This is a genomic window from Novosphingobium chloroacetimidivorans, from assembly GCF_014204535.1.
In the GTDB taxonomy this organism is placed as follows: Bacteria; Pseudomonadota; Alphaproteobacteria; order Sphingomonadales; family Sphingomonadaceae; genus Novosphingobium; species Novosphingobium chloroacetimidivorans.
The window spans coordinates 141,317-159,357 of record NZ_JACHLR010000003.1 but is presented as its reverse complement, the minus strand read 5'-3'; the positions used below and the strand labels follow the sequence as shown (position 1 = coordinate 159,357).

Here is an 18,041-nt window from a genome sequence, read left to right as displayed (position 1 = left end):
GACGGTACTGACATGAGCACCGTATTGGGGATCGAAAGCTCGTGCGACGAGACGGCCGCCGCGCTCGTCACCGACGGGCGCGTGATCCTGGCGCAGCGCATCGCCTCGCAGGACGAGGCGCATCGGCCCTTTGGCGGCGTCGTGCCCGAGATCGCCGCCCGCGCCCATGCCGAGCGGCTGACTCCGCTGATCGAGGCGACCCTGGCTGACGCGGGCATGACGCTGGCGGACGTCGATGCGATCGCCGCGACCGCCGGGCCGGGGCTGATCGGCGGCGTCATGGTCGGGCTGGTCACCGCCAAGGCGCTGGCGATGGCGAGCGACAAGCCCCTGATCGCGGTCAACCACCTGGAGGGCCACGCGCTGTCTCCCCGCCTCGCGGACGAGACGCTGGCGTTCCCCTACCTGCTGCTGCTGGTCTCGGGCGGGCACTGCCAGCTGCTGCTGGTCGAGGGCGTGGGCCGGTACCGGCGCCTCGCGACCACCATCGACGATGCGCTCGGCGAGGCTTTCGACAAGACTGCCAAGCTGCTCGGCCTCGGCTATCCGGGCGGCCCGGCGGTCGAACGGCTCGCGCGTGAGGGGGACGCGAAGAAGGTGCCTCTGCCGCGCCCCCTGGTGGGGAGCGCCGAGCCGCATTTCTCCTTTGCCGGGCTCAAGAGCGCCGTGATGCGCGCCAAGGTGGCCATGGACGCCGGTCAGTACACCGACGCCGACATCGCCGCCTCGTTCCAGCAGGCCGCGATTGATTGCCTGATCGACCGCACCCGCCGCGCCCTGGCTGCGAGCGGACCGGTCAGCGCCCTCGTGGTCGCGGGAGGCGTCGCCGCCAATGCCGCGATCCGCTCGGCGCTGCAGGGGTTGGCGGACACGCACGGCCTGCCGTTCGTCGCGCCGCCGCTTGCCTTGTGCACCGACAATGCGGCGATGATCGCCTGGGCGGGCATCGAACGTCTCGGCCAAAACGATCCGCTCGACACTCCGGCGCGGCCGCGCTGGCCGCTCGATCCATCGGCTGAGGCCGTGCGCGGTGCGGGAGTGAAGGCATGAGTGGACAGGTCGGAGTGGTCGGCGCCGGAGCCTGGGGCACGGCGCTGGCGCAGGCGCTCGCCAGCGATGGCAGCGATGTGCTGCTCTGGGCGCGCGAGCCCGAGCTGGTGCACGAGATCAACACCGAGCGGCGCAACAGCCCCTATCTGCCGAGCGCCACGCTGGCGCCCACGATCCGCGCCACGCAGGACCTGGACGAGCTTGCCGGACTGGCCGCGCTGCTGATCGTCGTGCCCGCGCAGTTCCTGGCTGCGGTGGTTGCGCAACTGCCGGCCGGCGCCCGCGACCTCGTGCTATGCGCCAAGGGCATCGAGGGCGGCAGCGGCCGACTGATGGCCGAAGTCGCCGCCGATGCCGACCCGTCCGCGCGGCTCGCGGTGCTTTCCGGCCCGACGTTCGCGCATGAAGTGGCTGCAGGCCTGCCGACGGCGGTGACGCTCGCATGCTCGGGCGGGCAGGCGCAGTGGGACCGGTTGGCGCCGCTGCTGGCCCGCCCGGCGCTGCGGCCCTACTATTCCGACGATGTCGTCGGGGCCGAGATCGGCGGCGCGGTCAAGAACGTGCTCGCCATCGCGTGCGGCGTGGTGGAGGGCATGAACCTGGGCCAGAACGCCCGCGCGGCGGTGATCGCGCGCGGCTATGCCGAGATGCTGCGCTTCGGCCTGGCGCGCGGTGCACGGGGCGAGACCCTGGCGGGCCTGTGCGGGCTGGGCGACCTGGTGCTGACCTGCTCCTCCACGTCCAGCCGCAACTTCTCGCTGGGACTGGCGCTAGGCCAAGGCCTGACCGCGGCCGAGGCGCTGAGCGGCAAGAAGAGCGTCGCCGAAGGCGCGGCGACTGCCCCAGTGCTCGCCGAACTGGCAGCGCGCGAAGGCGTGGCGATGCCGATCGTCGAAGGCGTCTGCCGCCTGCTCAGCGGCGCGAGCCCTGCGAGCGCGGTCGTGTCGGACATCCTTTCGCGCCCGCTCAAGGCGGAGCTCGAGCGCCAGGGGCCTGCCGCTTGACGCAACCTGCGGCAAAGGACGGGCAAGGACAGGAAGACCTCGCGGCGATCGCCAAGGGTGGGCGCACGAACCTGCTTGGCTTCTTCATGCGCCTGGCCGCGCGCATCCCGTTCCTGTTCATCGCCGGCCGTGCTCCGGGCTACGGCGCGGCGGCGCTGGGCGTCTTCGCGTCGGCGCTGGTGCTGATCGAATTGACGGCGATGCTGTGCACGCTGGGCGAAAAGCGCGGACTGGCGCAGCGCCTGTCGGAGTCCGACGAGCATCCCGCCAATCTGATCGCGGATGGTTCGCTGGTGGCGCTGGTTGCCTCTTGCGTAGCGGCGCTGGCCTTCTGGCTGTTTCCCGCGCCGCTGTTTCCCGGTGGGCACTACACCTGGATCGACCGGCTGATGGTGCTGGCGATCCCGCCGCTGGCGCTGACCGAGATCTGGCTGGCGGCGCTGGCCTATCGCTTCGATGTTGCTGCGACGGTGCGCGCCCGCGCGATCGTCGAGCCCTGGACGATCTCGATCGTCGCCGGCGTCATGGCGCTGGTCGCACCGCAGAGCGGACTGGCCGTCGCCTATCTGGCATCGGTCTATGCCGCCGCGATCGCGGCCTTCATCCCGTTCCTGCGGGCCTATGGACTGCCGCTCAACTGGCAGCCCTCGCTCCGGAACATGGGCAAGCTGACCTGGCGCAGCCTGCCGATCGCCACCGCCGATGCGATCGAATGGGGCACCCGCCGGCTCGACATCTTCATCCTGGGCCTGTTCGCGGCGCCGAGCGCCGTGGGCGTCTACTATGTCGCGCAGCAGATCGCCTCGCTGCCGCAGAAGCTCAAGACCAGCTTCGAGCCGATCCTGGGCCCGGTCATCACCCGCAACCTCAAGACGCGCGACTATGCCGCGATCGGCCGCCAGGTGCGCCAGGTGGGTTTCTGGATCCTGGCGGCGCAGCTCGGCATCGCGATGGCGCTGGGCATCCCCGGCGAGGGCGTGATGGGCCTGATCGGGCCGCAGTTCGTCGGTGGCACCGGCGCGTTGGCGTTCCTGCTCGCCGCCGAAGCCGTCGCGGCCACCGCGGTGGTGAGCGAGGCGGCACTGATCTACGTCGCGCGCATCCGCAACCTGGTGGTGTCGGTCCTGACCGTGGTGCTGCAGGCGCTGGTCACCGTCGGCGGCATCCTGCTGGTTCAGGAGTTGGGCTATAACGAGCTGTTCCAGGCCGCCGCGGCAGCGCTCGGCCTTGCCATTGCGCTAGGTTTCGCGTCGCTGGTCAAGTCGCGGATCCTGGCAGGTATCCTCGACGAGGCAGTCAACAACTGGCGCTGGGCGCTTGTCTGGGCGGTGGTCCCGGCCGGGTTGGTGGGCTGGGCGGCGACGCGGTTCCTGCCGGAGTGGGCGGAACTCGCCCTGGGCATCCCCGCGATCCTGGCGGTCTACTTCGGCGTGTTGTGGCGCCGTGCCTTTGGACCGGAAGACCGCGTGCTGTTCCAGAAGTCCTCGGCGCGCAGCGCGGCTTGACTGGCCCGCGCGCCGGGACAAGGAGTGGCCGTATACGCGGAGCGGCATCGCTCCTGACTTACGAGGAATTGCCATGACCCTGCTGCAGACGATCGAGGCCAACTGGCTGCTTTTCGCCGTGGCACTGGTGATCGCGCTGATCCTTGCCTTCTGGCTGTTCGGCCGCGCCGGCAAGCCCAAGGTGCGCGATCGCCGGCCCGATGTGCTCGACGAGGGGGCCGCCCCGGCACAGCGCAACCAGGCCTTGATCGACGCGCCGCCGGCGGCCGCGACGATGCCCTCGCCGATCGTACCGCCTGCGGTCGTGCCTCCCGCCGCCGCGGGCACCTTCGCCGGCATCGGCGAAGCGATCGCCCATGGTGCGCAGGCCGAAGTGCGAGCGGCGCAGGCTCCGGTGCCGGATGATGCTCCAGCGGCGGAGGCACCACCTGTCGAGCAGCAGGCCGTCAAGCAGCAGACCGTCGCGCCCGCGGCTCCTGATGGCGGCGAGGACGATCTGCGTCGCATCAAGGGCGTCGGCCCGAAGCTGGTGGCGACGCTGCATGCGCTGGGCATCACCCGTTATGCCCAGATCGCGGCGTGGACCGATGCCGATCTCGACGCGCTCGACGCGCAGCTCGGCGCCTTTGCCGGCCGGCCGCGGCGGGATGCCTGGGTCGAGCAGGCCCGCCTGCTCGCCGGTGGCGATACAGGCGCCTACGAGGCGAAGTTCGGCAAGCTCTGACCAGGCGCGCGCGATGAGCGATGTCGAGGAGATTGCGACCCCGGGCTCGCGCGGCGGTGGTCGCAGGATGGGGGCGAAGTCCTCCGAAACCCGCACGTTCCTGCTCGACATCGCCGAGACCATCATGCGCGAGGAGGGCTACGCCGCGGTGACCTCTCGCCAGTTGGCGAAGGCGGCGCAGATGTCGCCGCAAATCGTCTACTACTACTTCCGCACCATGGACGACTTGTTCGAGGCGGTGTTCCTGCGGCTCGCCCAGGGGATCGAAGCCGCGCTGGAAGAGGCGGCACTGGAAGACGAACCGATCCTGGCGATGTGGAAGCTCAGTTCCGATCCCTCACGTGCGACGATCGTCGCCGAGTTTCTCGCGCTGGCAAACCACCGCAAGGGGATCGCGGCGGTGATCTCGCAGTTCGGCGTCCGCTACCAGGCGCGCCAGGCGCAGATCATTGAGGCGACGCTGGCGGAGCGGGGCATCGACTTGCCCGGCTGGACGCCGCAGCACCTGGCGACGGTGCTGGAGAACCTGGCGCGCAGCTTCCTGTTCGGAACCAACTTCGCGATCCCGGCGCATCTGGAGACGCATGCCTTCGTGACCGACTGGTTATCGCAGCTGTTCGCGCGCAAGGACGCTTGATCCTTCTGCCTTATTCGGGCGCGCCGTACTTGTCCGCCAGGGCGAGCAAGTCGGGCATGCGGGGAATCGCGGTCGCCTTCATCACATAGGCCACGGTCATGTAGCAGCCGATCGCGAACAGGAAGTCGAGCATCTGCGCCTTGTCCCACACGGCACTAAGCGCGGCCCAGGTGGCATCGCTGAGCGTGCTGGTTGCGATCAGTTCCTCTGTGGCGAGGATCACCTCGCGCTCGAACGGGGTGAAGTAGGGATCGGATGCGCCGACCTTGATCGGTTCGTACATCTCGGGATCGAGGCCGCACAGGACGCTGGTGTTGAGGTGGCTCGACCACATGAAGGTCGCCTTGGTCAGCCACGCCAGCCGCATGATCGCGATCTGGCGTTCCTTCACCGGCAGGGTGCTGGTCGTTAGCACGTGGATGTTGAAGGCGGAGAACACGTCCGCAAGCCTGGGATTGTGCGCTAAGGTCAGCAGTACCGGATGCCGGTCCGCGTCCTGGAAGAACCCGCCGCTCCATTTATCGAGAAACGCGCGCGTTTCCGGCCCGATCTCGTCGGGCCGGATCGGCGGCATGCGCGCGGGCGGGTCTTGGGGCGGCATGGGTTCTCTCCCTCTCCGTTTCGGCGGATGCTGAGCACTCGATTAGGAGTGAGGGGCGTGGGCTGTCAACGCGAAGCTGGAGGCACGGAAACGGGTCCGACGTATACATTGTCCACAGATAGGTCGCCTGCACGCCGCCGCTCGGACTGGCTGTGGCTCCCCTATACAGACGCCTCGTAGATTGCGCGGCCCGCCACCGGCATCGGCGCCTTGTAGACGGTTCCGGTGATCGATTCGGTGAAGAACAGCGTCTTGTTGTCGGGCCCGCCATAGCAGGCGTTGGTGGTGTACCGGCCTTCGGGCACGTCGATCCGCAGCATCGGCTCGCCGCGGTTGCTGAAGAGCCAGACCGCACCGAAGCCGACGTGACACACGGCCAGGTTGTCGTCCTCGTCGATGGCGATACCGTCGGGGCCGTTGCCGCCCGACATCTGGATGAAGGTGCCGACTTTGCTGACCGCCGCGCCGTCCATCACCAGCGGCAGGCGCCAGATCGCGTTCGCGCGGGTGACGGCGAGCAGCACCGCCGTCTCGGCCTTGTTGAGCACCAAACCATTGGGGCTGGGGATGCCGTCGAGCAGCAACTCGAGCTTGCCGGTGCCCGCCTTGATCCGAAACAGGCGGCCATTGGGATTGTGCCACCCCGATTGGCCCTGGTCGGTGAAGTAGATATCGCCGTTCCTGGCGATCGTCAGGTCGTTGCAGCCCAGGAACGGCTCGAGCAGGTAGCGTTCGAACCAGTAGTCCCACTTGCCGGTCGCGGGATCGCAGATGACCATGCCCTTGTGATGATCGGCGACGAGGATGCGCCCGTCGCGAAGGAACTTCATGCCGTTGGGCTGGCCGTCATACTCGAAGCCCACCTCGCACGTCCCATCCGGATCGATCCTGAACAGCCGGCCCCAGGGAATGTCGGTGACCCATAGGTTGCCCTGCTTGTCGAACACCGGCCCTTCCAGGAAGGCGGGAGCGGCGGCTCCGTTGAGCTGTACGTTCGCCCACTCCGAGCTCTGGTACCGGCGGAACTTGTCCGGGATGCGGCAGAACACTTCGGCCTGGATTGCGGGCGGGGCGGCAAACATGGCTCTCTCCTTGCGTGCTCTCTTGCCGCCCTGACCTAAACGCAGTTGACCTTGGCGCAAAGTGCTTTCAGGCACCGCGTGTATACATCAGGAGAGCAGTGTGAGCGCTGGCGAACTCGTCACCATCATCGATCCCATTCATCCCGCCGGTGTCGAGGCCCTGCTGGCGAGCGGCCATGCCCTGATCCAGGGCTCTTCCTGGCGCGAGGATCCACGATTGGACCAGACCAGCGTCATCCTGATCCGCACCAGTCCGCTGGGCGAGGACATCTTCGGCTCGATGAAGAACCTGAAGGCGATCGTGAAACACGGCGCCGGGGTCGACAACATCGCCATCCCCGCCGCCTCGGCAATGGGCGTGCAGGTCGCCAACACGCCTGGCGGCAACAACTCGACCGCGGTGGCCGAGGGCGCGGTCACCATGATGCTGGCCCTGCTGCGCCAGGTGCGCGAGATGGATGCACTGGTGCGGGAGGATCGCTGGAGCGAGCGCTGGGACATCCGCCTGGGTGACCTGACCGGCGCCAGGGTAGGCCTGATCGGCTTCGGCCGCATCGCCCGCTATGTCGCCCGGATCTGCGGCCCCGGCTTTGGCGCCGAGGTCGCTGCGTACGATCCGATGGTGCCGGATGAGGAGGTGCGCGCCGCCGGGGTGGAGCCGATGCCACTGACCGAGATCCTCAAGCGCGACGTCATCTCGATCCACACGCCGCTGACCGAGGGCACGCGCAACCTGATCGGCGCGGCGGAGCTTGCGCAAATGCATGCCAAGGCGATCATCGTGAACTGCTCACGCGGGGGCATCATCGACGAGGCGGCGCTGGTCGCGGCACTGGCGGCGCGCAGCATCGGCGGTGCCGGGATCGATGTGTTCGAGGACGAGCCGCCTGCCGCCGACCATCCGCTGTTCGACCTGCCCAACGCGCTGCTCTCGCCCCATGTCGCGGGCGTGACCGAGGCCGGGATGAAGCACATGGCGCTCCACTGCGCCGCCGTGATCGACATGATCCATCGCGGCGAAACCCCGCCGACACTCCTGAATGGCGACGCGCTGCGCTGAGGGGCGCGTGACCGGTCCGAAACCGGGTCTTAATGTACCTGCCAGTTCATTTACAGCATGGTATCCTTTTCCTGATCCAAGATGATCCAAGCCACCGACGGGCGTCCGCGAGGCAAGCGGCCGCCTGCAAAGGTGAGACACAAGGGAGAGGGTATGGTAGGGCCTCGACAGGTGGAGCGGGCGAGCATGAGCGCGTCCGAAGACAAGGAGCAAAGCGCCGCCATGAGCGCGCCAGAGGTTGTGCCAAGCCGCACCCGGGGACGGCCAAGCCCCGAGGCGGCTGCCCAGATCGACCGCGAGATTCTCCATGCCGCGCGCGACCTGTTCTTCGCGCATGGCTATGAGAGCACGTCGATGGCGATGATCGTCAAGGCGGCGGGCGTATCCAAGACCACGCTCTACGCCCGCTATGCGACCAAGTCGGACCTGTTCAAGGCCTCGCTCGACCTCACCGTCAGCCGCATCGAGAACGGGCAGCTAGACACCGGCAGGCGAAGGACGCGGGATATCGCTGGCGGCCTGATGGCGTTCGGCCGCCATGCGCTCATGATCAGCCGGCTGCCGCTCTGGACCAATTACGAACGGATGGCCTTGGCCGAAGGGCTGCGCTTTCCCGAACTGGGGCAACTCGTCGCGCATCGTATCGATACCGGGATCGAAACCGTCACGGCATTCATCACCGAAGCCGCCCCGCGCGAGGGGTTGGTCTGCGACGATCCCGAAGCCATGGCGACCAGCTATGTCATGGCATTGCGCGGCCATTACACGGCTTCGGTGCTCCGCGGTAAAGTGTCCACGGTGGAGGAATGCGACCATTTCCTCGGCAAGCTGGTGGCCATGCTGATCGCCGGATGCACGCGCAAGGCCTGAGGCACCGACGATCCACCCGGTATTTCTCCGCGGAAGCGCACGAACTTGCTTGCCGCCTTCGCAACTGCGGCATAGCCAAGGCGGGGGGCGGGTGAACGAAGCGGCAGCATAGCCGCCTGACAGGTATCCGTCCGTCGCCATGCCGGGGCCATGACTCCGGTTCGATCAAGAAGGAATGCCAACGCCGTGGTCACCATGAACGCTGCCATTCGGGAAACCGACGCGCTGATCGTCGACGTTCTGCGCCACCGCATCGGCAAGGACGAGCGCGCGGCCAAGCTGCACGACTGGTACAAGGCCTCGATCCTCGCGATCCGCGACGAGGTGATCGACCGCTGGATCGAGAGCACCCGGCGCACGTACGAGCAGGGTGGCAAGCGGGTCTACTATCTTTCCATGGAGTTCCTGATCGGCCGGCTGCTGCGCGATGCGCTGTCGAACATGGGCGTGACCGAGCAGACCGCGCAGGCACTGGCATCGCACGGCCTGGACCTGGCCGCGTTGGAAGAGCTGGAACCCGATGCGGCGCTGGGCAACGGCGGCCTGGGTCGCCTGGCGGCCTGCTTCATGGAGAGCCTGGCGACGCTCGACATCCCGGCTTACGGCTACGGCATCCGCTACATGAACGGCATGTTCCGCCAGCGCATCGACGATGGCTGGCAGGTCGAATTGCCCGAGACCTGGCTGGCCCATGGCAATCCATGGGAGTTCGAGCGGCTGGAAAGCACCTACCGCATCGGCTTCGGCGGCGAAGTCGTTGCGGACGGCGATCATGTCGTCTGGCACCCGGCCGAAGAAGTCGACGCGACTGCCATCGACACCCCGGTGGTTGGTTGGCGTGGCAAGCGCGTGAACACGCTACGGCTGTGGGACGCCAATGCGATCGACCCGCTCAAGCTCGACGCCTTCAACGCCGGCGACCATGCCGGCGCGCTCGCCGACCAGGTGCGCGCGGATTCGCTGGTGCGCGTGCTCTACCCGGCGGACTCGCACAAGGCCGGCCAGGAGCTGCGGCTGCGGCAGGAATACTTCTTTTCCGCCGCATCGGTGCAGGACATCGTGCGCCGGCACGTCCAGTACGAAGGCGATATCCGCACGCTGCCCGACAAGGCCGCGATCCAGCTCAACGACACTCATCCTGCCGTCGCCGTAGCCGAACTGATGCGCCTGCTGGCGGACCTGCACGGTCTGGAGTTCAACGAGGCCTGGGCCATCACGCAGAAGACGGTCAGCTACACAAACCACACCCTGCTGCCCGAGGCGCTGGAGAGCTGGCCGCTGCCATTGTTCGAGCGGCTCCTGCCGCGCCACATGCAGATCATCTACGCCATCAACAGCCGCGTCCTGCGAGAGGCGCGCGAGGCGGGGCTCGATGATGCGGCGATCGCCAACATTTCGCTGATCGACGAGAATGGCGAGCGGCGCGTGCGCATGGCGAACCTAGCGTTCACCGGTGGGCACTCGGTCAACGGCGTCGCCGCGCTGCACACCGAGCTGATGAAGCAGACGGTCTTTTCGGACCTCCACAAGCTCTATCCCACGCGCATCAACAACAAGACCAACGGCGTCACTCCGCGCCGCTGGCTGCAGCAGTGCAATCCGGGCCTGACCTCGGTGATCACCGACGCGATCGGCCCCGCGTTCCTCGACGATGCGGAGAAGCTGTCCGACCTGAACCCGCTCGCCGGCGACGCTGCGCTGGGCGAGAAGATCGATGCGGTGAAGCGCGCCAACAAGATCGCGCTGTCCAATCACATCAGGCAGGTCATGGGGATCAAGCTCGATCCCGAGGCCATGTTCGACGTCCAGATCAAGCGCATTCACGAGTACAAGCGCCAGCTGCTCAATCTGGTCGAGACCGTCGCGCTCTACGACCAGATCCGCAGCCACCCGGAGCGCGACTGGGTGCCGCGGGTGAAGATCTTCGGCGGCAAGGCGGCGCCCAGCTACCACAACGCCAAGCTCATCATCAAACTGTCCAACGACATCGCCAGAAGGATCAATGCCGACCCATCGGTGGGCGGGCTGCTGAAGGTGGTGTTCGTGCCCAACTACAACGTCAGCCTGGCCGAGCGGATCATCCCGGCGGCCGACTTGTCCGAGCAGATCTCGACCGCCGGAATGGAAGCGTCGGGCACCGGCAACATGAAGTTCGCGATGAACGGCGCGCTGACGATCGGCACGCTGGATGGCGCCAACATCGAGATCAAGGACCGGGTGGGCGACGACAACATCTTCATCTTCGGCCTCACCGCGGAGGAAGTCGCCGCGAAGCGCGAGGGCGGCTACGATCCGCGCGCGGCAATCGAGCAATCGCGCGAACTGGGGCAGGCACTCTCGGCCATCGCGACCGGCGTATTCTCGCGCGACGACAGCCGCTACACCGACCTGATCAACGGCATCTACGAACACGACTGGTTCATGGTCGCCGCCGACTTCGAAAGCTACACCGCGGCGCAGCGGGCGGTCGATCAGCGGTGGGAGGACGTAAATGCCTGGCGCGCTTCGGCAATTCGGAACATTGCCAATGTCGGATGGTTCTCGTCGGACCGCACCATCGCCGAATACGCGAAAGATATCTGGAACGTGACGTGAAGCCACCGCAGAGCGCCATCGAAGCGCTGCTCGAAGGGACGCATGCCGATCCCTTCTCGCTTCTGGGCGTTCACGAGGGGCCGGCCGGCACCTTGCTGCGCGCGATCCTGCCGGGTGCCGAGGAGGCAGAGGCCTTTACCCTCGACGGCACCGCGCTCGGCCCGCTCGAACGAGTCGATCCGCGCGGACTGTTCGAAGGGCGCTATCTCGGCGAGCGCGAGCCGATCACCTATCGCTGCAGCGCCGGCGGGCATGACTGGCTGGTCACCGATCCCTACAGTTTCGGCCCGGTGCTGGGTCCGGTCGATGATCTGCTGATCGCGCAAGGCACCCACTACCGCCTGTTCGACAAGCTGGGCGCCCACCTGATCGAGCACGAAGGCGCCCACGGCGTGCACTTCGCGGTCTGGGCGCCCAATGCCCGCCACGTCAGCCTGGTGGGTGACTTCAACGACTGGGATCCCAAGCGCTATCCCATGCGCCGGCGCACCGACATCGGCGTGTGGGAGATCTTCATCCCCGACATCGGCGAGTACCGCGCCTACAAGTTTCACATCGTCGGCGAGGACGGCACCGTCCAGCCGCTCAAGGCCGATCCGTTCGCCTTCGCCAGCGAAGTGCGACCCGCTACCGCGTCGATCACCGCGCGGCCGGCCAAGCCCGGTCCGGGCGGCGTGGAGTGGGGCGATGCCGCGCACCGCAATCACTGGGCCTCGGTCGATCCACGCCGGGTGCCGATCTCGATCTACGAAGTCCATGCCGGGTCCTGGCAGCGCGACCGGTTCAACTGGTTCCTCACCTGGGACGAGATGGCGGACAAGCTGATCCCCTATGTCATCGACCTGGGCTTCACCCACATCCAGTTCCTGCCGATCTCCGAGCATCCCTACGATCCCTCGTGGGGCTACCAGACCACGGGCCTGTTCGCGCCGTCCGCCCGCTTCGGCGACCCCGCCGGCTTCGCCCGCTTCGTCGACGGCGCGCATCGGGCAGGGCTCGGCGTGCTGGTCGACTGGGTGCCCGCGCACTTCCCGACCGACCAGCACGGCCTCGTCCGTTTCGACGGCACGGCGCTGTACGAGCACGAGGATCCCAAGCTCGGTTTCCACCCTGACTGGAACACGCTGATCTACAACTTCGGCCGGCGCGAGGTGTGCAGCTACCTCGTCAACAACGCGCTGTTCTGGGCCGAGCGCTACCATGTGGACGGCCTGCGCGTGGATGCGGTCGCCTCGATGCTCTATCGCGACTATTCGCGCAAAAGCGGCGAGTGGATCCCCAACCAGGAAGGCGGGCGCGAGAACTGGGAGGCGGTGAAGTTCCTGCGCGCCGTCAACCGCGCGGTCTATGGCACGCACCCCGGCTTCATCACCATCGCCGAGGAATCGACCGCCTGGCCGGGCGTCACCGCGCCCGCGCACGAGGATGCCCCGCGCACGAACCTGGGCTTCGGGTTCAAGTGGAACATGGGCTTCATGCACGACACGCTGCGCTACATGGGCCGCGATCCGGTGCACCGCCGCTACCATCACGACGACATCACCTTCGGCCTCGTCTACGCCTATAACGAGAACTTCGTCCTGCCGCTCAGTCACGACGAAGTGGTTCACGGAAAAGGCTCTCTCCTCAACAAGATGGCGGGGGACGACTGGCAGAAGTTCGCGAACCTTCGTGCCTACTACGCGTTCATGTGGGGGTATCCGGGCAAGAAGCTGCTGTTCATGGGGCAGGAATTCGCCCAGCGCCGCGAATGGAGCGAGGATCGTGCGCTCGACTGGGAATTGCGAGAATCCGCGCCGCACGAAGGCGTGCGCAATCTCGTGCGCGATCTCAACCGGCTCTATCGCGAGAAGCCCGCGCTCCACGCGCGCGATTGCGAAGGCGACGGGTTCGAATGGCTGGTGGCCGACGACAGCGAGAATTCGGTATTCGCCTGGCTGCGCAAGGCCCCGCATGGTCCGGCGATCGCCGTGGTCAGCAACATGACGCCCGCGCTGCGCACCAAGTACCGGCTGAAGCTGCCATGGGAAGGGCACTGGCGTGAGATACTGAACACCGACTCTCCCCACTATGCGGGCAGCGGCGTCGGCAATCTGGGACGTGTCGAGGCCAAGGGCGGGATCGCGGAAGTGACCCTCCCGCCGCTCGCCACGGTGATGTTCGAATATGCGGGCTGAGGCATCGCTGTCCTCCCCGGTACGGGGAGGGAGACCATCGGCGCAGCCGATGGTGGAGGGGAGTCTCCTTCACAGCAGCGCGCATGGTCGAGAGTCCCCTCCGTCAGCGCTGTGCGCTGCCACCTCCCCGTCTCGGGGAGGACACACAGAACAAGCAGGAGAGAGCCGCCGATGAACCGCCCCTCAGGCCAGCCGCTCGCGCGTGACGCGATGGCTTACGTCCTTGCCGGTGGACGCGGCAGCCGGCTGCATGAGCTGACCGACACCCGCGCCAAGCCCGCGGTGTACTTCGGCGGCAAGGCGCGCATCATCGACTTCGCACTGTCGAACGCGATCAACTCGGGCATTCGCCGCATCGGCGTCGCGACGCAGTACAAGGCGCATTCGCTGATCCGCCACATGCAGCGCGCCTGGAACTTCATGCGGCCCGAGCGCAACGAGAGCTTCGACATCCTGCCCGCCAGCCAGCGCGTCTCGGAAACGCAATGGTACGAAGGCACCGCCGACGCCGTCTACCAGAACATCGACATCATCGCCGCGCACGATCCCAAGTACATGGTGATCCTGGCGGGCGATCACATCTACAAGATGGACTACGAGTTGATGCTGCGCCAGCACGTCGATTCCGGCGCGGACGTGACCGTGGGCTGCCTGGTGGTGCCGCGCATGGACGCGACCGGCTTTGGCGTCATGCACGTCGACGAGGACGACCGCGTCACCGCCTTCGTCGAGAAGCCCGCCGATCCTCCCGGTATTCCCGGCCAGCCGGACATGGCGCTCGCCTCCATGGGCATCTACGTGTTCGACACCGATTTCCTGTTCGACCAGTTGCGTCGTGACGCCGCCGATCCGGACTCCAAGCGCGATTTCGGTGGCGACATCATCCCCTACCTTGTCAAGCACGGGAAGGCGCAGGCGCACCGCTTCACCGCCAGCTGCATTCGCGCTTCGGGCGAGTCGGAGGAATACTGGCGCGACGTCGGCACAGTGGATGCCTATTTCGACGCCAATCTCGACCTGACCGACACGGTGCCCAAGCTCGACCTTTATGACCGCGAGTGGCCGATCTGGTCGGATGCGGTGGTCGCCGCCCCGGCCAAGTTCGTCCACGACGAGGAAGGGCGCCGCGGCAGCGCGATCTGCTCGCTGGTTTCGAACGACTGCATCGTCTCGGGCGCGACGGCCACGCGCTCGCTGCTGATGACGGGCGTCAAGATGGGCAGCTTCTCTGCCGTCAGCGAAGGCGTGATCCTGCCCTACTGCAACATCGGGCGCGGGGCGCGGCTGAAGCGGGTGATCATAGATTCGGGCGTCCGTATTCCTGAGGGCCTGGTCGTGGGTGAGGATCCTCGGTTGGATGCCACCCGCTTTCGCCGTAGCAGCAACGGCGTATGCCTCATCACCAAACCAATGATCGACCGACTGATCAACTGACCATGCCGTTGCGCGTATTGTCGGTGACGTCGGAGGCGGTGCCGTTCGTCAAGACCGGTGGCCTCGCCGATGTCGCTGGAGCGCTGCCTGCGGCGGTGGCGCCGCATGGCATCGAAGTGACGACGCTGTTGCCGGGCTACCCGTCGGTGCTCGCCAAGCTGGGCCGCAAGCGCGTGGTGCACGTGTGGGAGAGCCTGCTGGGCGAACCGGCGCGTCTGCTCGCCGGCATGCTCGGCGATGCGCCGCTGGTGGTGCTCGACGCGCCCGGCCTGTTCGCGCGTGAGGGCAGCCCCTACCTCGATCCCGCCGGGCGGGACTGGGGCGACAACTGGCATCGCTTCGCCGCGCTCAGCCGCGCGGCGGCCGACATTGCCAGCGGCGCGATGGTGGTGCGTGGCAAGCGCCGGCTCTACGACGTGCTGCATGCGCATGACTGGCAGGCGGGCATGGCGCCGGCCTACCTGCACTGGGGCATGCCGCCCGAAGCGCCGATCGTCCCATCCGTGGTGACGATCCACAACATGGCGTTCCAGGGCTGGCAAGGCGCCGAGGTGTTCCCGCGCCTGGGCTTGCCGCGCGAGGCTTGGTCGATGGACGGGGTCGAGTACCACGGCGGCGTCAGCATGCTGAAGGCGGGCCTCGTCACTGCCAGCGCGATCACCACGGTCAGCCCAACCTATGCGCAGGAGATCCGGACGGCCGAGTTCGGCATGGGGCTGGAGGGCCTGATCGTCGCGCGCGGGCGCGATGTCTCGGGCATCCTCAACGGCATCGACGGTCAGGTCTGGAATCCGGAGGTCGACCCGCTGCTCGCCAAGCGCTTCACCGCCCGCGCGCTCGGCCGGCGCGTCGCGAACAAGCGCGCGCTCGAGGCCGAGTTCGGGCTGGAGCCGGGCGAAGGGCCGCGCGCGGGTGGGCCGATCTTCGTCGTGATCAGCCGGCTGACCTGGCAAAAGGGCATGGACGTGCTGCTCGAGGCCGTCGACCACCTCGTCGGCCTGGGCGGACGGCTGGCGCTGCTCGGTTCGGGTGAGCCGGAGGTCGAAGCCGGCTTCCACGCCGCCGCTGCGCGCCATCCCGGCCGCGTGGCGGTGCGCATCGGTTACGACGAGGCGCTGTCGCACCGCATGCAGGGCGGCGGCGACGCGATCCTGATCCCCTCGCGGTTCGAGCCATGCGGGCTGACCCAGCTCTACGGCCTGGCCTATGGCTGCGTTCCCGTGGTGGCGCGCACCGGCGGTCTCGCCGATACGGTGATCGACGCCAACCCGGCCGCGCTCGCCGCCGGCGTCGCCACCGGCGTGCAGCACGGCGCGGTGTCCTACGCCAGCCTGTCGGCGGGGCTGAGCCGCACCGTGGCGCTTTACAACCGTCCGGAGGAATGGCTGCGACTGCAGCGCAACGCCATGGCCTGCGACTTCTCCTGGGGCGCCAGCGGCAAGGCTTACGCCGAGTTGTACCGCTCGCTGATCCAGTGACGCAGCGCCTCGGCGCCTGGGTTGAGAACGGTGCGACACACTTCGCGGTTCGCGCGCCGCTTGCGGCACAAGTGTGGCTCTGCCTGTTCGCTGACGAGCGCGAGAGCCGCCATCGCCTGGTTCATGACGGCGACGACTGGCGCCTTGCCCTGCCCGGCGATCTCTCCGGCACGCGCTACGGCTACCGTGCAGAGGGCGAGTGGGCGCCCGAGCAAGGCCGCTGGTTCGATCCCGCCAAGCTGCTTGTCGATCCTTACGCGCGCGAGCTCGACCGCTGCTTTGTGCAGGATCCGGCATTGGCCGAGTACGGCATCGACACCGCGAGCATCGTCCCACGCGCCATCGTGCCTGCACCTGCGAGACCAGAGCTGCGCCGCCCGCCGCTGCCCGTGCGCGGCGGGCTGATCTACGAACTCAACGTCCGCGCCTTCACCATGCTGCACCCCGAGGTCCCCGAGGCGCAGCGGGGGACGATCGCGGCGCTGGCGCACCCGGCGGTGCTTGCGCACTTGCAAAAGCTCCACGTCGCCGCGGTCGAGCTCATGCCGATCGTCGCCTGGATCGAAGAGCGCCACTTGCCGCCGCTGGGCCTGCGCAATGCCTGGGGTTATAACCCGGTTGCGCCGATGGCGCTCGACCCGCGGCTGTGCCCGGGCGGAGTGGCGGAACTGCGCGATACGGTGGCCTCGCTGCAGGCCGCGGGGATCGCCGTGATCCTCGACCTGGTGTTCAACCACACCGGCGAAAGCGACGTGCATGGCGGCGTGCTGTCTCTGCGGGGGCTGGACGATGCCGCCTATGCCCGCGCGCCAGATGGCAACCTGATCAACGACACCGGCACCGGCAACACGCTGGACTTCGCGAACGCGGCGGTGCGGCGGCTGACACTGGACAGCTTGCGGCATTTCGTCTCCGCTTGCGGCGTGGACGGCTTCCGCTTCGACCTGGCGCCGGTGCTCGCGCGCGGACCGGGGTTCTCTCCGCAAGCCCCCATCTTCGCCGAGATCGCCGCCGATCCGCTGCTCGCCGATCGCATCCTGATCGCCGAACCCTGGGACACGGGGCCGGGCGGCTACCAGCTCGGCGCGTTTCCGGCGAACTGGCTCGAGTGGAACGACCGCTTTCGTGACGAGGTGCGTCGCTTCTGGCGCGGCGATGGCGCGATCGGCGCCCTGGCGACGCGGCTGGCGGGCTCGTCCGACCTGTTCGGGCATGACTGCCGCTCGGTCAACTTCGTCGCCGCGCACGATGGCTTCACCCTCGCCGATACGCTTGCCTATGTCGAGCGCCACAACCGGGCCAACGGCGAGCAGAACCGCGATGGGCATGGCGACAACCACTCGTGGAACAACGGGGTCGAAGGCCCGAGCGACGATCCGCGGATCCTCGACGCGCGGCGTGCGTTCGCCAAGGCCATGCTGGCCACGCTGTTCGCCTCGACCGGTACGATCATGATCAGCGCGGGCGACGAGTTCGGGCGCTCGCAGGGCGGCAACAACAATGCCTATGCGCAGGACAATGCCGTGACCTGGGTCGATTGGACCGGGCGCGACCTGGACCTGGAGGACCACGTCGCCGCGCTCGCGCTCTGGCGGGCGAAGCGGGCCGAGGCGTTCCTGCAGTTCCCGCAGGGCGAGTGGCTCGGGCGGCACGGGCCGATGACGGACGCGCAGTGGGACGAACCGGCCGCCGGCTTCGTCGCGTTCCGATCCGTGCGCTATGGCTTCGCGATCCATCGCGATGCGCGGCGGGTCGATCTTCTCGACTGAGGCGTGCCGTCCCGGCAGCAATCGCGAGTGACAGCCTTGCCATGCCCCGTTAAGG

14 protein-coding genes are annotated in these 18,041 nt (G+C 67.6%); 12 read left to right on the top strand and 2 right to left on the bottom strand.

The window, feature by feature from the left end; all coding sequences use genetic code 11:
* Positions 1-12 precede the first annotated feature (12 nt).
* From tsaD to HNO88_RS04765, 5 genes are all read left to right on the top strand, one after another.
* Positions 13-1,050 (top strand): tRNA (adenosine(37)-N6)-threonylcarbamoyltransferase complex transferase subunit TsaD, encoded by a 1,038-nt coding sequence (gene tsaD, locus HNO88_RS04785; RefSeq protein ID WP_184242940.1) that lies wholly within the window; start codon positions 13-15, stop codon positions 1,048-1,050.
* Positions 1,047-2,054: an NAD(P)H-dependent glycerol-3-phosphate dehydrogenase gene (locus tag HNO88_RS04780; protein WP_184242939.1), complete on the top strand. Its 1,008-nt coding sequence runs from the start codon at positions 1,047-1,049 to the stop codon at positions 2,052-2,054. The genes tsaD and HNO88_RS04780 overlap by 4 nt, the downstream gene beginning before the upstream one ends.
* An 86-nt stretch (positions 2,055-2,140) precedes the next feature.
* Positions 2,141-3,559, top strand: a complete 1,419-nt coding sequence (locus HNO88_RS04775) for a lipopolysaccharide biosynthesis protein (RefSeq protein ID WP_184243094.1) — start codon at positions 2,141-2,143, stop codon at positions 3,557-3,559.
* A gap of 73 nt (positions 3,560-3,632) precedes the next feature.
* On the top strand, positions 3,633-4,283 hold the full coding sequence (locus HNO88_RS04770) for a helix-hairpin-helix domain-containing protein (RefSeq protein ID WP_376768749.1): 651 nt from the start codon (positions 3,633-3,635) through the stop codon (positions 4,281-4,283).
* A gap of 13 nt (positions 4,284-4,296) precedes the next feature.
* A complete protein-coding gene (locus tag HNO88_RS04765; RefSeq protein WP_184242938.1) occupies positions 4,297-4,920 on the top strand; it encodes a TetR/AcrR family transcriptional regulator in 624 nt (207 codons plus the stop codon).
* A 10-nt stretch (positions 4,921-4,930) separates the two neighbouring features.
* Here HNO88_RS04765 and HNO88_RS04760 read toward each other — a convergent pair whose 3' ends face one another.
* Together HNO88_RS04760 and HNO88_RS04755 are read right to left on the bottom strand one after the other, a co-directional pair.
* Entirely contained in the window at positions 4,931-5,521 is a 591-nt protein-coding gene (locus tag HNO88_RS04760) for a carboxymuconolactone decarboxylase family protein (RefSeq protein WP_184242937.1), read from the bottom strand.
* Between the two features lie 161 nt (positions 5,522-5,682).
* On the bottom strand, positions 5,683-6,603 hold the full coding sequence (locus HNO88_RS04755) for an SMP-30/gluconolactonase/LRE family protein (protein WP_184242936.1): 921 nt from the start codon (positions 6,601-6,603) through the stop codon (positions 5,683-5,685).
* A gap of 100 nt (positions 6,604-6,703) precedes the next feature.
* Between HNO88_RS04755 and HNO88_RS04750 the strand changes: the two genes are divergently transcribed.
* From HNO88_RS04750 to glgX, 7 genes are all read left to right on the top strand, one after another.
* The gene (locus HNO88_RS04750) at positions 6,704-7,663 is read left to right on the top strand and encodes an NAD(P)-dependent oxidoreductase (protein ID WP_184242935.1); all 960 of its coding nucleotides are present in this window, start codon (positions 6,704-6,706) and stop codon (positions 7,661-7,663) included.
* Positions 7,664-7,849: 186 nt separating this feature from the next.
* Positions 7,850-8,533 (top strand): TetR/AcrR family transcriptional regulator, encoded by a 684-nt coding sequence (locus HNO88_RS04745; RefSeq protein WP_184242934.1) that lies wholly within the window; start codon positions 7,850-7,852, stop codon positions 8,531-8,533.
* Between the two features lie 195 nt (positions 8,534-8,728).
* Positions 8,729-11,128 (top strand): glycogen/starch/alpha-glucan phosphorylase, encoded by a 2,400-nt coding sequence (locus tag HNO88_RS04740; RefSeq protein ID WP_184243092.1) that lies wholly within the window; start codon positions 8,729-8,731, stop codon positions 11,126-11,128.
* Positions 11,125-13,305 carry a 1,4-alpha-glucan branching protein GlgB gene (gene glgB / locus HNO88_RS04735; protein ID WP_184242933.1) on the top strand — a complete coding sequence of 727 codons (2,181 nt, stop codon included), beginning with the start codon at positions 11,125-11,127 and terminating at the stop codon, positions 13,303-13,305. Before HNO88_RS04740 ends, glgB begins: the two co-directional genes overlap by 4 nt.
* A gap of 171 nt (positions 13,306-13,476) precedes the next feature.
* The gene (gene glgC, locus HNO88_RS04730) at positions 13,477-14,739 is read left to right on the top strand and encodes a glucose-1-phosphate adenylyltransferase (RefSeq protein WP_184242932.1); all 1,263 of its coding nucleotides are present in this window, start codon (positions 13,477-13,479) and stop codon (positions 14,737-14,739) included.
* A 2-nt stretch (positions 14,740-14,741) separates the two neighbouring features.
* Entirely contained in the window at positions 14,742-16,217 is a 1,476-nt protein-coding gene (glgA, locus tag HNO88_RS04725) for a glycogen synthase GlgA (protein ID WP_184242931.1), read from the top strand.
* Positions 16,214-17,986 (top strand): glycogen debranching protein GlgX, encoded by a 1,773-nt coding sequence (gene glgX, locus HNO88_RS04720; RefSeq protein WP_312856991.1) that lies wholly within the window; start codon positions 16,214-16,216, stop codon positions 17,984-17,986. Before glgA ends, glgX begins: the two co-directional genes overlap by 4 nt.
* Positions 17,987-18,041: the final 55 nt, after the last annotated feature.